Source organism: Streptomyces sp. NPDC051183, assembly GCF_040682455.1.
In the GTDB taxonomy this organism is placed as follows: Bacteria; Actinomycetota; Actinomycetes; order Streptomycetales; family Streptomycetaceae; genus Streptomyces.
In genome coordinates this window covers 83,817-100,300 of sequence record NZ_JBFBBA010000008.1, presented here as the reverse complement: position 1 = coordinate 100,300, position 16,484 = coordinate 83,817, and the positions used below count along the sequence as shown (strand labels likewise).

The following is a 16,484-nucleotide window of genomic DNA, read 5'->3' as shown; positions in this document are numbered from 1 at the left end:
TGCCACTCCGTCTCGTTCCCGCGCGACTGATGCGAGAACGTTATACGACTGCAGATGTCCGGCGGTTCACGCCCGCCGGTCATCGGCGGGGGTCAGGCCGCGACCTCGCCGAACGCCGCCATCAGAACGGCCGGGTCGGGACCCTCCAGGACGGTCGGCTTGGCCAGCCCGTCGAGGACGATGAAGCGCAGCAGGTCACCGCGCGACTTCTTGTCGACCTTCATGGTCTCCAGCAGCTTGGGCCACTGGTCGCCGCGGTAGGTCAGCGGCAGCCCCACCGATGCGAGGACCGCCTTGTGCCGGTCGGCCGTCGCGTCGTCGAGGCGGCCCGCGAGCCGGCCGAGCTCGGCGGCGAAGACCATGCCGACCGATACGGCGGCGCCGTGGCGCCACTTGTAGCGCTCGTTCTTCTCGATGGCGTGCGCGAGGGTGTGGCCGTAGTTGAGGATCTCGCGCAGCCCCGACTCCTTGAGGTCGCTGGAGACCACGTCGGCCTTGACCTGGATGGAGCGCACGATCAGCTCGGCCGTGTGCGGTCCGGCGGGCGTACGTGCCGCCTCCGGGTCCGCCTCGACCAGGTCGAGGATCACCGGGTCGGCGATGAAACCGGCCTTGATGATCTCGGCGAGGCCGCTGACGTAGTCGTTGACCGGCAGCGACTCCAGCGCTGCGAGATCGCACAGGACGCCCGCCGGCGGGTGGAAGCAGCCGACGAGGTTCTTGCCCTCGGCGGTGTTGATGCCGGTCTTGCCGCCGACCGCCGCGTCCACCATGGCCAGGATGGTGGTCGGCACGGCGATCCAGCGCACCCCGCGCAGCCAGGTGGCCGCGACGAAGCCCGCGAGGTCGGTGGTGGCGCCGCCGCCGACGCCGACGATGACGTCGCTGCGGGTGAAGCCGGACTGGCCGAGCGCCTTCCAGCAGTACGCCGCGACCTCGGCCGTCTTGGCCTCCTCGGCGTTCGGCACCTGGATGGCGACGGCCTCGTAGCCCTGCTCGGCGAGGTCGTCGCGCAGCGCCTCACCGGTGGAGGCGAGCGCCTCGGGGTGGATCACGGCGACCCGCTGGGCCCTGCTGCCGATCAGGCCGCCCAGCTCGCCGAGCAGCTGGTGCCCGACCAGCACGTCGTACGCGTCGTTTCCGGCGCTCGCGCCGATGTGGATCCGCGTCACCTGGTCTGTCATACGTCCTTCAACTCCAGAGCGTCGAGGACCGCCTGGGCGACCTCTTCGGGGGTGCGGTCGTCGGTGGCCACCACGACTCTCGCGACTTCGGTGTACAGGGGGCGCCGGGCCTCCATCAGCTCGCGCCACTGGCGGCGCGGGTTGACGGCGAGCAGCGGGCGCGCGGTGCCGAGGCCCACGCGCCGTACGGCTTCCTCGACGTCCATCGACAGGTAGGCGACGGGCAGCCCGGCCAGCAGCGCGCGCGTCCCCGCGTCGAGGACTGCGCCGCCGCCGAGGGCGAGGACCCCGGTGTGCTCGGCGACGGCGGCCGCGACCGCCTGCCGCTCCAGCTCACGGAAGTGCGGCTCGCCCTCGTCGACGAAGATGTCCGAGATCTCGCGGCCCTGGGCCGCGACGATGTCCGCGTCGGTGTCGCGGTAGGCCGCGCCGAGCCGCTCGGCGAGCAGCTCCCCCACCGTGGACTTGCCGGACCCCATGGGGCCGATCAGGACGACCAGCGGTCCGCCCGTCACCGGATCTGCAGGTTGTCGAGGTACGCCCGGACGTTGCGCCGGGTCTCGGGCACCGAGTCCCCGCCGAACTTCTCGACGACCGCGTCGGCCAGCACCAGCGCGACCATGGCCTCGGCGACGATGCCCGCGGCGGGCACGGCGCAGACGTCGGAGCGCTGGTGGTGGGCGACCGCGACCTCGCCGGTGGCGACGTCCACGGTCGCGAGGGCCTTCGGCACGGTCGCGATGGGCTTCATAGCGGCCCGTACGCGCAGCAGTTCGCCGGTGGTCAGGCCGCCCTCGGTGCCGCCTGAGCGGCCGGAGGTGCGCTTGAGGCCCTCGGGGGTGGAGACGATCTCGTCGTGCGCCTGCGAACCGGGCACGCGGGCGAGGTCGAAGCCGTCGCCGACCTCGACGCCCTTGATGGCCTGGATGCCCATGAGCGCGCCCGCGAGGCGTGCGTCGAGGCGGCGGTCCCAGTGGACGTGCGAGCCGAGTCCGACCGGTACCCCGTACGCGAGGACCTCGACGACGCCGCCGAGGGTGTCGCCGTCCTTGTGGGCCTGGTCGATCTCCGCGACCATCGCCTTCGACGCGTCGGCGTCGAGGCAGCGGACCGGGTCGGCGTCGAGCTTCTCGACGTCGGCGGGGGTCGGGTAGACGCCGTACGGGGCCTTGGCGGCGGCCAGTTCGACCACGTGCGAGACGATCTCGATGCCCGCGACCTCCTTGATGAAGGAGCGGGCGATGGCGCCGAGGGCGACGCGGGCGGCGGTCTCACGGGCGCTGGCGCGCTCCAGGATCGGCCGGGCCTCGTCGAAGCCGTACTTCTGCATGCCGGCGAGGTCGGCGTGGCCGGGCCGCGGCCGGGTCAGCGGCGCGTTGCGGCCGGTGTCCTTCAGCAGCGAGGGGTCGACGGGGTCGGCCGACATGACCGTCTCCCACTTGGGCCACTCGCTGTTGCCGACCATCACGGCGACCGGCGAACCGAGCGACAGACCGTGGCGGACACCGCCGAGGAAGGTCACCTCGTCCTGCTCGAACTTCATCCGGGCACCGCGCCCGTAGCCGAGCCGGCGCCGGGCGAGGTGATCGGCCACCAGCTCGGTGGTGACCGGGACGCCGGCGGGAAGCCCCTCCAGCGTCGCGACCAGTGCCGGTCCGTGCGATTCCCCGGCGGTCAGCCAACGCAACCTGCTCAACGATGCTCCTCATGCTCGCGCCTGGTACAGCGACGGCGCGATCGGGTGCGCGGCCCGGCCCGCCTTACCCGATCCTCCCATGTCCGGGCCGGTGCGCCGCCCCCGGTCCAACTGTCGGACGACGACGCACCCACGCACGGTGACGGGCGGGACTATCCGCTCCCTACATGTGGCGGCCGCGCAGGGCCGCCTCACCGGCGGCCCGCATGGCGGCGAGCGGACCGGGGGTGCGGCCCGTCATCTGCTCGACCTGGAGGACGGCCTGGTGGACCAGGAGGTCCAGGCCGCCGAGGAGGTTCCCGCCCCGCTGCGTCCAGGCGGCCGCGAGCGCGGTGGGCCAGGGGTCGTACAGCACGTCGAACAGGGTGCCCGGGGTCGCGGGCACGGCGGCGGCCAGCTCGTCCGTGGCACCGGCCGGGGTGGTCGCGATCACCAGCGGCGCGGTCAGCGCCCGGGCCGCGTCCGACCAGTCGGCCGTACGTACGGCCACGCCGAGCCGCTCGCCCCACTGGCGCATCTCCGCGGCCCGGGCCGAGGAGCGTACGTACGCGGTGACCTCGCCGGAACAGATCCGCGAGAGCGCGGCGAGGGCCGAGGAGGCGGTGGCGCCCGCGCCGAGGACGGCGGCGGACTCCACCTTCTCCACGCCCCGTTCGCGCAGCGCGGAGATCAGGCCGGGGATGTCGGTGTTGTCACCGACCCGGCGGCCGTCCCCGGTGAGGACGACGGTGTTGACCGCCTCCACGGAGGCGGCCGTGTCGCTGATGCCGTCGAGCAGCGGGATGACCGCCCGCTTCAGCGGCATCGTCAGGGACAGCCCGGCCCACTCGGGGCCGAGTCCTTCGACGAACTGCGGGAGCGCGGCCTCGTCGATCTCGAAGCGGTCGTAGGACCAGTCGTCGAGGCCGAGCTCCTGGTAAGCGGCGCGGTGCAGCACCGGGGAGAGGGAATGCTCGATGGGCGAACCCAGCACTGCTGCGCGGCGTATCACTGTCCGGTCTTCTTCCGTTCCTGCTCGTACCGCTCGCGGTTGCGGTTGTGCTCGGCGTTGGTCACGGCGAACAGCGTCTCGTTCTCGTTGACCGACACGAAGTAGTACCACGGGCCGGGTTCCGGGTTGAGCGCCGACTTCAGCGCGTCCGGACCCGGGTTGCCGATCGGACCGGCCGGCAGGCCCTTGATCTTGTACGTGTTGTACGGGTCGTCGATCTTGCGGAGCTCGTCGACGGAACCGATGTCGAGGGTGCTCTGGCCCTTCATGTAGTTGACGGTGGAGTCGAAGTCGAGCAGGCCGTACGTCTCGGTGTTGCCCGGCTTGAGGCGGTTGTAGACGACTCGGGAGATCTTGTCGAAGTCGTGCTGGTAGCGGCCCTCGGCCTGGACGAGGCTCGCGACGGTGACGAGCTGGAGCGGGTTCTGCAGGCCGAGCTTCGTGGCCTGGCCCTTGAGGTCGGCGTTCCCGTAGGCCTGGTTGGCCTTGGCCACCATGTCCTTGAGCAGGCTCTGCGGGGTCGCGTCCTTCTTCAGGTCGTACCGCGCCGGGTAGAGGAAGCCCTCCAGCGGATCCTTTATCTTCGGGTTGCTGTTCGCCCAGTCGGGCAGCCCGAGGGTCTTGAACTCCTTGGTGGCGATGTCGCGCGTCGTGCCGTCCTGGAGCTTGAGCCGCTTGTCGATCGCCTCGTAGACCTGGACGTTGCGCCAGCCCGGGATGACGTCGAGGGCGTTGACGCCGGCGCCGTTGGCCATGAGCTCTACGGCGGCCTTGGCCGACATGTGCTCCTTCATCACGTACGAGCCGGCCTGGATGGCCCCGCCCTTGGGGTGCGCGTTGGCGGCGGTGACGAAGGCCTGTGCGCTCGCGACGACGCCGTGCGCCTTGAGGATGCGGCCCATCTCGCCGAGGCCGGTGCCCTTGGGGATGTCGATGGAGACGGAGCCGGTGCCCTCTCCCGCATAGTCCTCGGCGGCGCCGAACTTGGACTTCAGGTAGGTGTAGCCGTAGTAGCCGCCACCGCCGACCACACCGATGATGACGACGGCCGCGATGAGGCAGGCCATGCCGCTGCGCTTCTTCGGCTGGTCCTTCGAGCGGCCGGAACGGCGGCCGCTGCCGGGGGGCTCGTCGCCGTCGTCGCCTCCGCCGCCGGCCGGGAGCGAGGACTCGTCCTCGTCGGCCTCCCACTGCTCCTCGGGCTCCGTGGCCAGGTGGCGCCGGCCCGGGGGCTGCGGCGGCGGGTAGGCCTCGGCCGTGCCGTAGAGGTCGGGGGCCTCGCCGGGGTAGCCGGCGACGGGCTGCTGCTGGGCGTACGGGTCGAGGCCCGCGTACGGGTCCACGGCCTGCGGGACGCCCGCGTACTGGCCCTGGCCGGTGTCCCAGCCCTGGTCCCCGTACATCGGCTGCTGCGGGTTCTGGTGGTGCTGGGGCTGGTGGTGCTGCGGGTGCTGGGCCTGCTGCGGGTGCTGCTGGTACTGCTGCGGCTGCTGGTACTGGACCGGCTGCTGCGCGTACTGCTGCTGGTACTGCGGCTCCTGCTGGTACTGCGGCTCCTGCGGATACTGCTGCTGCGTGCCGCCGTAGGGCATCTGCCCCTGCTGGGTCTCGTGCCCGATCCACCCCTGGTCCCCGTACTGCGGGTCCTCAGGGTGCCACGGTTCGGGGCCAGGGCCCCGGCCATACTCAGTCATCGATCCCCTAGAGCCGCGAGACGAAGGCCGCGGCTCCGTCTGCCGCGACACCCGGTACCGCCTCTTTGGTGGTGGGCGACGGCTGTTCGAATGCCGTCACGTCGCGCGGAACGTTACCGTATTGCGATCAGACAACCACTTCGACGCACTCGCCGGGCGGATTGCCTGATACCCGTTCGGTCTCAAGCGCGTTCTGGAGGATCACCACCGCGGCCGCCTGGTCGATGACCGACCGGCCCTTCTTCGCGTTCCTCCCCGAGGCCCGCAGCCCCTGGGCCGCGGTGACGGTCGTCATCCGCTCGTCCACCAGACGTACCGTCACCGGCTTGATGCCCTTCGCCAGTTCGTTCGCGAAGGCGCGGACCTTGACCGCGGCCGGCCCCTCCCGCCCGCTGAGCGAGCGGGGGAGGCCGACCACGACTTCGAGGGGCTCGTACTCCTCGACGAGCTGCCGCAGCCGCCGGTGGGCGAAGGGGATGTCCCGTCCCGGAACGGTCTCCACCGGTGTGGCCAACACCCCATCGGGGTCGCACGAGGCGACCCCGATCCGGGCGTCCCCGACATCGATGGCGAGCCGGCGGCCGCGGCGCAGAGTCATCGTCAGACCGTCTCGACGACGAGGCGCTCGACGGCGCTGATGGCCTCCGGGACGGCACCCGGGTTCTGGCCGCCACCCTGGGCGACGTCCGGCTTGCCGCCACCGCCGCCACCGAGGGTCTTGGCGGCCGTACGGACCAGGTCGCCGGCCTTGAGGCCGCGCTCACGGGCGGCCTCGTTGGTGGCGATGACGGTCAGCGGGCGGTCGTTCGCCACGGTGAACAGGGCCACGACGGCCGGGCGGTCGCCCTGGATGCGGCTGCGGACGTCGAGGACCAGCTTGCGCAGGTCGTCGGCGCCGATGCCGTCCGCCACCTGGCCGACGACGAGGGCGACGCCCTTGATGTCCTGGGCGTTCTGGGCGAGCCCGGCGGCGGCCTGGAGGACCTTCTCCGCGCGGAACTTCTCGATCTCCTTCTCGGCGTCCTTCAGCTTGCCGAGCATGGAGGCGATCTTCTCCGGCAGCTCCTCCGGACGGCCCTTGACCAGCTCCTGGAGCTGGGCGACGACCGTGTGCTCCTTGGCGAGGAAGTTGTACGCGTCCACGCCGACGAGGGCCTCGACGCGGCGCACGCCGGAGCCGATGGAGGACTCGCCGAGCAGCTTCACCAGGCCCAGCTGGGCGGTGTTGCCGACGTGCGTGCCGCCGCACAGCTCCTTGGAGAAGTCGCCGATGGTCACGACGCGGACCCGCTCGCCGTACTTCTCGCCGAACTCGGCGATGGCGCCCTGCTTCTTCGCCTCGTCGATGCTCATGATCTCGGCGGTCACTTCGAGCTCGCGCGAGAGCACGTCGTTGATCTTCTGCTCGACGTCGGTGAGGACCGAACCGGGGACGGCGTTCGGGGAGCCGAAGTCGAAGCGGAAGCGGCCGGGGCTGTTCTCCGAACCGGCCTGGGCGGCCGTCGGGCCCAGCGCGTCGCGCAGCGCCTGGTGGGTCAGGTGCGTGGCCGAGTGGGCGCGGGCGATGGCCCGGCGGCGCCTGACGTCGATGGCGGCGTACGCGGAGGCGCCGACCGTCACCTCGCCGACCTGGACGGATCCCTTGTGGACGGAGACGCCCGGGACCGGCTGCTGGACGTCGCGTACCTCGATGACGGCGCCGGTGTCGAGCTTGATCCGGCCCTGGTCGGCGAGCTGGCCGCCGCCCTCCGCGTAGAACGGGGTGCGGTCGAGGACGACCTCGACCTCGTCGCCCTCGGAGGCGGCGGGCGCGGAGACGCCGTTGACCAGCAGGCCGACGATGGTGGACTCGCCCTGGGTGGTGGCGTAGCCGGTGAACTCGGTGGCGCCGGAGCCGTCGGCGATCTCCCGGTAGGCGGACATGTCCGCGTGGCCGGTCTTCTTGGCCTTGGCGTCGGCCTTGGCGCGGTCGCGCTGCTCCTGCATCAGGCGGCGGAAGCCGGGCTCGTCCACGGAGAGGCCCTGCTCGGCGGCCATCTCCAGGGTGAGGTCGATCGGGAAGCCCCAGGTGTCGTGGAGCAGGAACGCCTTGTCGCCGGAGAGGACCGTGCCGCCGGCGGCCTTGGTCTCGGTCACGGCGGTGTCGAGGATGTTCGTGCCGCCCTTGACGGCCTTGAGGAAGGCGGCCTCTTCGGCGAGCGCGACGGTCTCGATGCGCTTGCGGTCGGTGACGAGCTCGGGGTACTGCTGCCCCATCGTGTTGATCACGACGTCGACGAGGTCCTGGACGACCGGGCCGGTGGCGCCCATGAGGCGCATGTTGCGGATGGCGCGGCGCATGATGCGGCGCAGCACGTAACCGCGGCCCTCGTTGCCGGGGGTGACGCCGTCGCCGATGAGCATGACGGAGGTGCGGATGTGGTCGGCGACCACGCGCATCGACACGTCGGTGCCCTGGGCGGCGCCGTACTGCACGCCGGTCAGCTCGGTGGCCTTGTCCATGACCACGCGCAGGGTGTCGGTCTCGTACATGTTCTGCACGCCCTGCAGGATCATCGCGAGGCGTTCGAGGCCGAGACCGGTGTCGATGTTCTTCGACGGCAGGTCGCCGAGGATCGGGAAGTCTTCCTTCCCGTCGCCGGCGCCGCGCTCGTACTGCATGAAGACCAGGTTCCAGATCTCCACGTAGCGCTCGTCGTTGACGGCCGGGCCGCCCTCTACGCCGAACTCCGGGCCGCGGTCGTAGTTGATCTCGGAGCACGGACCGCACGGGCCCGGGACGCCCATGGACCAGAAGTTGTCCTTCTTGCCCAGGCGCTGGATGCGCTCGGCCGGGACGCCGATCTTCTCGCGCCAGATCTGCTCGGCCTCGTCGTCGTCGAGGTAGACGGTGATCCAGAGCTTCTCGGGCTCGAGGCCGTAGCCGCCGTCCGCCACGGAGCTGGTGAGCAGCTCCCAGGCGTACTTGATGGCGCCTTCCTTGAAGTAGTCGCCGAAGGAGAAGTTGCCGCACATCTGGAAGAACGTGCCGTGGCGGGTGGTCTTGCCGACCTCTTCGATGTCCGGCGTACGGACGCACTTCTGCACGCTGGTGGCGCGGGGGGCCGGGGGCTTGGTCTCGCCGAGGAAGTACGGCTTGAACGGGACCATGCCCGCGTTGACCAGCAGCAGAGTCGGGTCGTCCGCGATGAGCGACGCCGAAGGGACAACGGTGTGACCGCGCTCCTCGAAGAAGCTCAGCCAGCGGCGGCGGATTTCAGCCGACTCCATCAGTGGTCCTCATTCCGGTTGTACGTAACCGCCGAGTGGTTCGGTCGGTGGGTGGTCTTGTCGTGCTTGTCGTGCTCGATGGCCCGCAGCCGCCGCGGTCCCGGGAGGGCCGTGACGTTGTCGGGCCGGTCGGGATCGTGGTGCAGTCCCAGTGCGTCGTTCAGCTCGTCCTCGCGCTGCGTCATTCCCGCCTTGACGTCGAGGGCGAAGTCCTTGAGACGGTGGCCCGCCTCCACGGCCTTGTCGGCGGCCTGGGCGGCGAGGCTCTCCGGCGTCAGCTTCTTCAGCTGCCGGTTGACCTTGGTGGTGGCCCACACGCCGGCGGCTGCGCCTGCGGTGAACCAGAAGGCTCGGCGGAACATCGGAGGTCTCAGCCCTTCTGCTTCCGGCGCCTGGCGGCCGGCACCGTACGGCCGACGATCACGTTACGTCGGGATGTCTTGGGTGGCACCTCGTCCGTACGGCCCAGCGCCTTGCGGACGCCGTAGCCGAAGGCGGCGACCTTGACCAGCGGGCCGCCGAAGGTCGAGGCCACGGTGGAGGACAGGGCGGAGGCGTTGGAGGTGACCTCCTGGACGTCGCTCGCGATGGCGTCGACCCGGTCGAGCTGGGTGCGCGCGGAGCGAACGGTCGTGGAGGCGTCCGCGAGCAGCGGGACAGCCTGTTCGGTCACCTCGGCCACCAGCTTGGTGGTCGCCTTGAGCACCTGGGCCAGCCTCACCAGCACCACGGCGAGGAAGGAGACCAGGATGGCCCAGAAGACGGCCACGAGGATCCCGGCCACCTCTCCACCGGACACGTTGCACCGCTCCCTGCACCTGGAAAATCCACGGAAAAAGTCGTCCTCCGACCCTATCGCGCCGGAGATCCCCGGCCGTACCGGAATTCCGGGTCCGACGGGCTCGCCTTGTACGCAGCGCATCCGGACCAGTACCCTCCGTGTCCCATGCGACAGAGGACGTACGGCAATCTTCCCTCGGAGCTGGGCGGCTTCGTCGGCCGGGGTGGCGAACTCGCGGAGCTGGGGCGACTGCTGGGGTCCTCGCGGCTGGTCACGGTGACCGGCGTGGGCGGGGTGGGCAAGTCCCGGCTGGCACTCGCCGCGGCCCGCGAGCAGGCGGACGGGGCGTCGGCGGACGGGGCCGGTGACGCGCAGGAACGCTACTGCGACGGCGTCTGGCTGGCCGAGCTGTCCGGCGTACGGGATCCGGCGCTGCTGGAGCTCACCCTCGCCGAGGCCCTCGGGCTGACCGACCACACCACGCGGCCGCCGCGGACGGTGCTGGCCGAGCACCTGGCCGGGCGGCGGCTGCTGCTGGTCCTCGACGGGTTCGAGCAGCTGGTCGAGGAGACCGCCGAGCTGGTCCGGGAGCTGCTCCGCCGCTCCCCCGGCCTGCGGGTGCTGGCCGCGGGCCGGCGGGCCCTGGCCCTGGACGGGGAGCTCGCCTTCCCGCTGGCCCCGCTGGAGCCGGCCGAGGCCCTGGAGCTGCTGGCCGCGCGCGCCTCGGCCGCCGACCCCGGCTTCGCGGTGAACGACGCGAACCGCGCCGCGCTGGGCGAGCTGTGCGCCCGGCTGGACGGACTCCCGCTGGCGCTGGAGCTGGCGGCGGGCCGGCTGCGGGCGCTGTCCGCCGCGCAGGTGCTGACCCGGCTGGAGGACCGCTTCGCGCTGCTGACGGGCGGGGCGCGCGGGGTGCTCCCCCGGCACCGGGCGCTGCGTACCGCGATCGGCTGGAGCCACGAGCTGTGCACGGCCGAGGAGCGGCTGCTGTGGGCGCGGCTCTCGGTGTTCGGCGGGCAGTTCGACCTCGACGCCGCCGAGTACGTGTGCGCGGGCCCGGACCTGCCGGTGGAGTCGGTACTGGACCTGGTCGGCGAACTGCTCGCGCAGTCCCTCCTGGTCGGGGAGGAGACCCCGACGGGCATGCGCTACCGGATGCTGGAGACCGTACGGATCTACGGCGCGGGCTGGCTGGAGTCGCTGGGCGACGCCGGGCGGCTGCGGCGGCGGCACCGGGACTGGTACATGGGCCTGGCGACCTGGTGCGAGCTGGACTGGTTCAGCCCCCGGCAGCAGGAGGTGGCCGCGCTGGTGGAGGCGGAGCTGCCGAACCTGCGGCTCGCGCTGGAGTGCTGCCTGGACGAGCCGGAGGAAGTCCACCTGGGCCGGTACCTGGCGGGCACCCTGTGGTTCTACTGGGCGGGCTGCGGCCGGCTCACCGAGGGCCGGCACTGGCTGGAGCGCACCCTGGAGGGCGGCCGGGGCCTGACGGAGCCGGAGTACGAGGGCTCGCGGCTCAAGGCGCTGTGGGTGCTCGGCTACGTGGCGGCCCTGCAGGGGGACGCGGTGGCCTCGATGAGCGCCCTGTACGAGTGCCGGGACGGGGCGGAGCGGACCGGGAACGCGGTGGCGGCGGCCTACTCCGTGCACCGGCTCGGCTGCCTGGCCCTGATCTCCGACGACATGGCGCGCGCCGCCGAGCTGCTGCGTTCGGCGCTGGACCGGTACCGGGCGGCCGGGGAGCTGAACAGCAACGTGCTGATGTGCCAGGTGGAGCTGGCGATGGCACTGGCGTTCCAGGGGGACCTGCCGGGCGCGCTCGCGCTGAGCGAGGAGGTCCGGGACATCTGCGAGGAGCGCGGGGAGCGCTGGACGAAGGCGTACGCCCTGTACGTCCTCGCGTACGCGGCGCTCGACTCGGGCGCCGTGGCCGAGGCCCGGCGGCTGCTGGCGGAGTGCGTGGCCGTGAACCACACCTTCCGGGACCTGGTGGGCCTGGTGCTGGCGGTGGAGCTGTTGGCGCTGGTCAACGTCACGGAGGGCCGTCCGGCGGAGGCCGCGGTGCTCCAGGGAGCGGCGGAGCCGATGTGGGACGGGGTGGGGATGCAGCTGTTCGGCTCGGGCTACTTCAACGCGCCGCGGCTGATGTGCCAGGAGCGGGCGGGCGAGCTGCTGGGCGCCGAGCGGTACGCGTCCTGCGCCCGGCACGGGCGTTCCCTGTCGGTGGACGAGCTGGTGGAGCGGGCGGTGCGGGAGCCGGAACCGGTGCCCGCGCCGGCCCCGCTGCCGAGGCCCCGGACGACACCGACCCCGACCCCGACATCGACGCCGGGGCCCGTGCCTGCCGCGGGGCACCCGGGAAACAGGAAACCCGCCGGCTCCCCCAAGGGGGAACCGACGGGCTGACCAGCCTGTGAGGCTACGTCCGCGGAAGAATCAGCGGGCGTAGTACTCGACGACGAGCTGCTCGTCGCAGATGACCGGGATTTCCTTGCGGTTCGGGTCGCGGTCCAGGCGGAAGGCCAGGGCCTTCAGGTTGACCTGCAGGTAACGGGGGGTCTCGCCCTCGCCTGCGTAGCCACCCTCACGGGCAACCTGGAACGGAACCTTCTCGCGGCTGCGCTCGCGCACGGTGATGACGTCGTCCGGACGGACACGGAACGACGGCTTGTCGACCTTGTCGCCGTTGACCTCGATGTGGCCGTGAACGACCATCTGGCGGGCCTGGTAGATGGTGCGGGCGATGCCCGAACGCAGGACCAGGGCGTCGAGGCGACGCTCGAGCTCGACGACCAGCGCCTCGCCCGTCTTGCCTTCGGCCTTCTTGGCGCGGTCGTACGCGCGGGCCATCTGACGCTCAGAGATGTCGTACTGAGCGCGCAGACGCTGCTTCTCCAGCAGACGAACCTTGTAGTCCGAGTTCTGCTTGCGGCCACGGCCGTGCTCGCCCGGCGGGTAGGGGCGGGCCTCGAAGTACTTGACGGCCTTCGGGGTCAGCGCAATGCCGAGGGCACGCGACTTCTTGACCTTGGGTCGCTTCTGGTTCACGGGGAACCTACCTCCATGTAAGTTAGGTGAGGCTTACCTTAGCGAGGAGGACGTAATGTCTCGACCACATGGGATCCCCCTGCCCAGTGCGCATCGGAGTTCAGATCCAAACGAAACAGGATCTGCTTTCGACGACGATAGGCAAGGTCAGCCGCGTCCCAGGGAAGGCGTTCGGCAGCTCACCGGAGCCGAACGCGTACGAACCCTCGTAGAGTCCAACGCCTCAGTATCCCTCACGCTGCCGGGTGCTCGTGACCAGGTGCAGTCTCTTGACCAGGGAGAGTTCGGGACAGGGATGCCGGCCGCGCGGACCGTCACCCCGGACGGGGACGTGATTCTCCTGGTGTCAGGGGAATCCGCGGCTGCCAGGGCAGCCGCTCACGCCCAGGACGACGACCTCACCGCCGTGATCGAGATCACGGATGTGGCGCCGGTGTCCGTGCCCCATCGTATCCGAGGCCGCGCATGGCTGGCCGGGTGGCTGACCCCGGTGCGCGGCGACGACCGCGCGGCCTGCGCCGCCCTGCTCGCGGAGCGGCACCCGGTGGGCGAACTGCTGGGCATGGCCGAGCCCCTCGACGTCCCGTACGGCGATCCGTACGAGGGCCGCCCGGCCTGGACGCTGCTCCGTCTGGAGGTCGGCGAGATCTCGGTGGACGACCTGTGGGGCGCCGAGCACGTGGACCCGGAGGACCTGGCCGCCGCGGAACCGGACCCGATGGTGGCGCACGAGAGCGAGCTGCTCCAGCACCTGCACACCGCCCACAGCGACCGCCTCGGCGAGCTGTGCGGCCTGCTGGGCTCCCGGGAGGCCGCCGGCATGACCGCCGTTCCGCTCGCCCTGGACCGCCTCGGGCTGCGCGTGCGCTTCACCGGCGGCGCGGCCGGCGCCTTCGACGCCCGCTTCGACTTCCCGGAGCCGGTGACGGACATCTGCGGACTGCGCCGCGCGATGCACACCCTCTTCTCCGCGGCCTCCTACTAGGCCGTCGGTCCGGGCGGGCGTCCGGGCGGGCAGGTCGCCAGCATCTGCTGGAGCGCTTCCTTCTCGGGAGGGGTCACCGACAGCGCGTACTTGGCCTTGATCCCGGTGTAGCGCCGTGCGTACTCGCACCAGAACGACTTGAGCGGCGGCTTCCACTTGTCCGCGGTCTTGCTGCTCTTGTCGTAGTTGGTCTGCTTGTCCACGGCGAGCAGGACGTCGAGGTCGTTGGCGTACTCCAGCCGCCGCTGCGGCGTCCAGGAGTACGCGCCGCCGCGCCAGGCCGCGCCGAGGGCGACGACGTGGTCGGTCTGGATCTGCGAGGCCCGCCGGTAGTAGTAGGGCAGTTCCTTGCCCGTGTACGGATCGTGCAGCACTCCGGAGATCACCACGCAGGGGTTGCGGTCGCCCTCGCGCAGTTCCCTGAGGTCCCGGCGCAGTACGTCGTCCCGGGTGTCGCACCCGTTGCGCCCGCCGACGGCGTCGGTCTCGTCGGACCAGTACCTGCCGAAGTTCTCGCGCTTGTAGGTCTCCCAGTTCTTGCCCCACTCGACCTTCAGCCCCGCCAGCCGGGCCCCGGCCGTGCGCGCGTCCGGCGGAAACCCCGGCCCGGTGAGCGGCACCTGCGCCACCAGGGCCGCGGCGCTGGCCCGGGCCGCCCCGGGGTCACCGTGATGACACCCCCCGAGCAGCAGCACGGCCGCGACGGCTCCGGCGGAGGCAGCACGCATTCCCATGCCAGGAGCCTAGGCTCCGCCCCCCGCCGCGGCCCGCCGACACGACTCCCCGGTCAGGCGCCGCCGCGCAGGCGTTCCCGGACCTTCTCCACCACGTCCGCGTAGCGGGCTTCGGCGCCGTACCGCGTCGGCTCGTAGTACCGCTTGCCGTGGATCTCGTCCGGTGCGTACTGCTGCGCGGCGATGCCGCCCGGCACGTCGTGCGGGTACACGTACCCGACGGCGTGCCCCAGCTTCGCCGCCCCCTTGTAGTGCCCGTCCCGCAGGTGCGCCGGCACGGAACCCGCCAGCCCCGCCCTGACGTCGGCCAGCGCCGCGCCGATCGCGGTCGTGGCGGTGTTCGACTTCGGGGCCAGCGCCAGCGCGATGGTGGCGTGCGACAGGGTCAGGGCGGCCTCCGGGAAGCCGATCATCGCCACCGCCTGCGCCGCCGCCACGGCGATCGGCAGGGCGGTGGGGTCGGCCAGGCCGATGTCCTCGCTCGCCGAGATCATCAGGCGGCGCGCGATGAACCGCGGGTCCTCCCCCGCCTCGATCATCCGCGCGAGGTAGTGCAGCGCCGCGTCCACGTCCGAGCCGCGGATCGACTTGATGAGCGCGCTCGCCACGTCGTAGTGCTGGTCGCCGTCCCGGTCGTACTTGACCGCCGCCCGGTCGACGGCCTCCTCCACCGTCTGGAGGGTGATCTCGTCCTCGCCCTTGGCGATCGCGGACCCGGCGCCCGCCTCCAGCGCCGTCAGCGCCCGCCGCGCGTCGCCGCCGGCGATCCGCAGCAGGTGCGCCTCGGCATCGGCGGGCAGGGACACGGCCCCGCCCAGCCCCCGCTCCTCCGTCAGCGCCCGCCGCATGAGCGCGCTCAGGTCCCCGTCCGTCAGCGGTTCCAGCGTCAGCAGCAGCGAGCGCGACAGCAGCGGGGAGATGATCGAGAAGTACGGGTTCTCCGTGGTCGCCGCGATCAGCGTCACCCAGCGGTTCTCGACCGCCGGGAGCAGCGAGTCCTGCTGCGCCTTGCTGAAGCGGTGGATCTCGTCGAGGAAGAGGACGGTCTCCTTGCCGTACCCGCCGGCCGCGCGCCGGGCGCCCTCGATGACGGCCCGTACCTCCTTGACGCCCGCGGTGATCGCGGACAGTTCCACGAACCGCTTCTGCGTCGCCTGGCTCACCACATACGCGAGGGTGGTCTTGCCGATGCCCGGCGGCCCCCACAGGATCACCGACGAGGCGCCCGCCGGACCCCCGGAGCCCTCGCCCACCAGCCGCCGCAGCGGCGAGCCCGGCTTCAGCAGGTGCTGCTGGCCGACGACCTCGTCGAGGGTGCGCGGGCGCATCCGGACGGCGAGGGGGGAAGTCGAGGGGTCCTTCTCCTGGCGGTCTTCGGCGGCGGCGGTGAAGAGGTCTGGTTCCACACGGGAAGCCTATGCGAGCCCACCGACAGTCCCGCCCGGGCCGGTCAGGAGGTCCAGAAGTCCCACCAGCGGGTCAGGATGAGCATCCCGATGATCCCGATGTGCAGGACGGGCAGCACCCACGCGAACTCGTCGAAGAAGCCCCGCAGCCAGCCCGGCGCGGGCAGCAGCCCGTTGCGCACGTTGTGGGAGGTCACGTACCAGAACATGACGATGGTGGCGACCCAGGCCAGGCAGCACCACAGGCACAGCGAGTTGATGTTGTACAGCGACTGGTACATCAGCCAGGCGCAGAAGACGACGCCGAAGAGGGTGCCCGCGTTCAGGGTCAGCCAGTACCAGCGGCGGAACCGGGCCCCGGACAGCAGGCTCATGCCGACGCAGATCACGATCCCGTAGGCGACCAGTCCCAGCATCGGGTTCGGGAAGCCGAAGGCGGACGCCTGGTCGCTCTTCATGATGTTGCCGCAGGAGACGATCGGGTTCAGGCTGCAGCCCGGCGTGAAGTTCGGGTCCTCCAGCAGCTTGAACTTGTCGATCGTGATCACCCAGGCGGCGAGCAGGCCCGCGGCTCCCGTGATCACGAGCAGCAGGGCCAGGGCCCGGCTGCCGCCGACGGTCCGCGGTGCGGCGGTGTCTGCGTCAGTGCCTCGTGTCGTCATACCGCCCGCTCCACATCTGCAAGGTCAACAAGC

General features: G+C 71.4%; 15 protein-coding genes. 2 read left to right on the top strand and 13 right to left on the bottom strand.

The genetic code is table 11. From position 1 onward, the window contains the following. Positions 1-92: 92 nt before the first annotated feature. From aroB to AB0M99_RS09350, 9 genes are all read right to left on the bottom strand, one after another. Positions 93-1,184, bottom strand: a complete 1,092-nt coding sequence (gene aroB / locus AB0M99_RS09390; protein WP_365918275.1) for a 3-dehydroquinate synthase — start codon at positions 1,182-1,184, stop codon at positions 93-95. Beyond that, on the bottom strand, positions 1,181-1,699 hold the full coding sequence (locus tag AB0M99_RS09385) for a shikimate kinase (protein WP_365918273.1): 519 nt from the start codon (positions 1,697-1,699) through the stop codon (positions 1,181-1,183). Before AB0M99_RS09385 ends, aroB begins: the two co-directional genes overlap by 4 nt. Then, complete coding sequence (gene aroC / locus AB0M99_RS09380; protein WP_365918272.1) at positions 1,696-2,880, bottom strand: chorismate synthase; 1,185 nt, start codon at positions 2,878-2,880, stop codon at positions 1,696-1,698. Before aroC ends, AB0M99_RS09385 begins: the two co-directional genes overlap by 4 nt. Before the next feature lie 163 nt (positions 2,881-3,043). Then, positions 3,044-3,871 (bottom strand): shikimate dehydrogenase, encoded by an 828-nt coding sequence (locus AB0M99_RS09375; RefSeq protein ID WP_365918270.1) that lies wholly within the window; start codon positions 3,869-3,871, stop codon positions 3,044-3,046. After that, entirely contained in the window at positions 3,868-5,565 is a 1,698-nt protein-coding gene (gene mltG, locus AB0M99_RS09370; RefSeq protein WP_365918268.1) for an endolytic transglycosylase MltG, read from the bottom strand. The genes AB0M99_RS09375 and mltG overlap by 4 nt, the downstream gene beginning before the upstream one ends. 127 nt (positions 5,566-5,692) lie before the next feature. Further along, entirely contained in the window at positions 5,693-6,163 is a 471-nt protein-coding gene (ruvX, locus tag AB0M99_RS09365) for a Holliday junction resolvase RuvX (protein ID WP_215018880.1), read from the bottom strand. Positions 6,164-6,165: 2 nt separating this feature from the next. Further along, positions 6,166-8,835 (bottom strand): alanine--tRNA ligase, encoded by a 2,670-nt coding sequence (gene alaS, locus AB0M99_RS09360; RefSeq protein WP_365918265.1) that lies wholly within the window; start codon positions 8,833-8,835, stop codon positions 6,166-6,168. Next, positions 8,835-9,197 (bottom strand): DUF6167 family protein, encoded by a 363-nt coding sequence (locus AB0M99_RS09355; RefSeq protein ID WP_365918263.1) that lies wholly within the window; start codon positions 9,195-9,197, stop codon positions 8,835-8,837. The genes alaS and AB0M99_RS09355 overlap by 1 nt, the downstream gene beginning before the upstream one ends. Before the next feature lie 8 nt (positions 9,198-9,205). Further along, positions 9,206-9,634 carry a DUF948 domain-containing protein gene (locus tag AB0M99_RS09350; protein ID WP_365918261.1) on the bottom strand — a complete coding sequence of 143 codons (429 nt, stop codon included), beginning with the start codon at positions 9,632-9,634 and terminating at the stop codon, positions 9,206-9,208. Between the two features lie 147 nt (positions 9,635-9,781). On the opposite strand from AB0M99_RS09350, the gene AB0M99_RS09345 reads away from it, so the two are divergent. Beyond that, complete coding sequence (locus AB0M99_RS09345) at positions 9,782-12,022, top strand: AAA family ATPase (protein WP_365918259.1); 2,241 nt, start codon at positions 9,782-9,784, stop codon at positions 12,020-12,022. A gap of 30 nt (positions 12,023-12,052) precedes the next feature. Here AB0M99_RS09345 and rpsD read toward each other — a convergent pair whose 3' ends face one another. Continuing rightward, complete coding sequence (gene rpsD / locus AB0M99_RS09340) at positions 12,053-12,664, bottom strand: 30S ribosomal protein S4 (RefSeq protein WP_008740451.1); 612 nt, start codon at positions 12,662-12,664, stop codon at positions 12,053-12,055. 295 nt (positions 12,665-12,959) lie between these two features. Here rpsD and AB0M99_RS09335 point away from each other — a divergent pair, with 295 nt between their 5' ends. Next, the gene (locus AB0M99_RS09335; protein ID WP_365918257.1) at positions 12,960-13,649 is read left to right on the top strand and encodes a DUF2470 domain-containing protein; all 690 of its coding nucleotides are present in this window, start codon (positions 12,960-12,962) and stop codon (positions 13,647-13,649) included. On the opposite strand, the gene AB0M99_RS09330 is transcribed toward AB0M99_RS09335, so the two are convergent. From AB0M99_RS09330 to AB0M99_RS09320, 3 genes are read right to left on the bottom strand one after another with little or no spacing between them, the layout of a single operon-like run. Beyond that, positions 13,646-14,383 (bottom strand): HNH endonuclease family protein, encoded by a 738-nt coding sequence (locus AB0M99_RS09330; RefSeq protein ID WP_365918255.1) that lies wholly within the window; start codon positions 14,381-14,383, stop codon positions 13,646-13,648. The two genes, AB0M99_RS09335 and AB0M99_RS09330, sit on opposite strands and share 4 nt — an antisense overlap. Positions 14,384-14,436: 53 nt before the next feature. Further along, positions 14,437-15,789: a replication-associated recombination protein A gene (locus AB0M99_RS09325; RefSeq protein ID WP_365918253.1), complete on the bottom strand. Its 1,353-nt coding sequence runs from the start codon at positions 15,787-15,789 to the stop codon at positions 14,437-14,439. Between the two features lie 44 nt (positions 15,790-15,833). After that, entirely contained in the window at positions 15,834-16,451 is a 618-nt protein-coding gene (locus AB0M99_RS09320) for a vitamin K epoxide reductase family protein (RefSeq protein WP_365918251.1), read from the bottom strand. Positions 16,452-16,484: the final 33 nt, after the last annotated feature.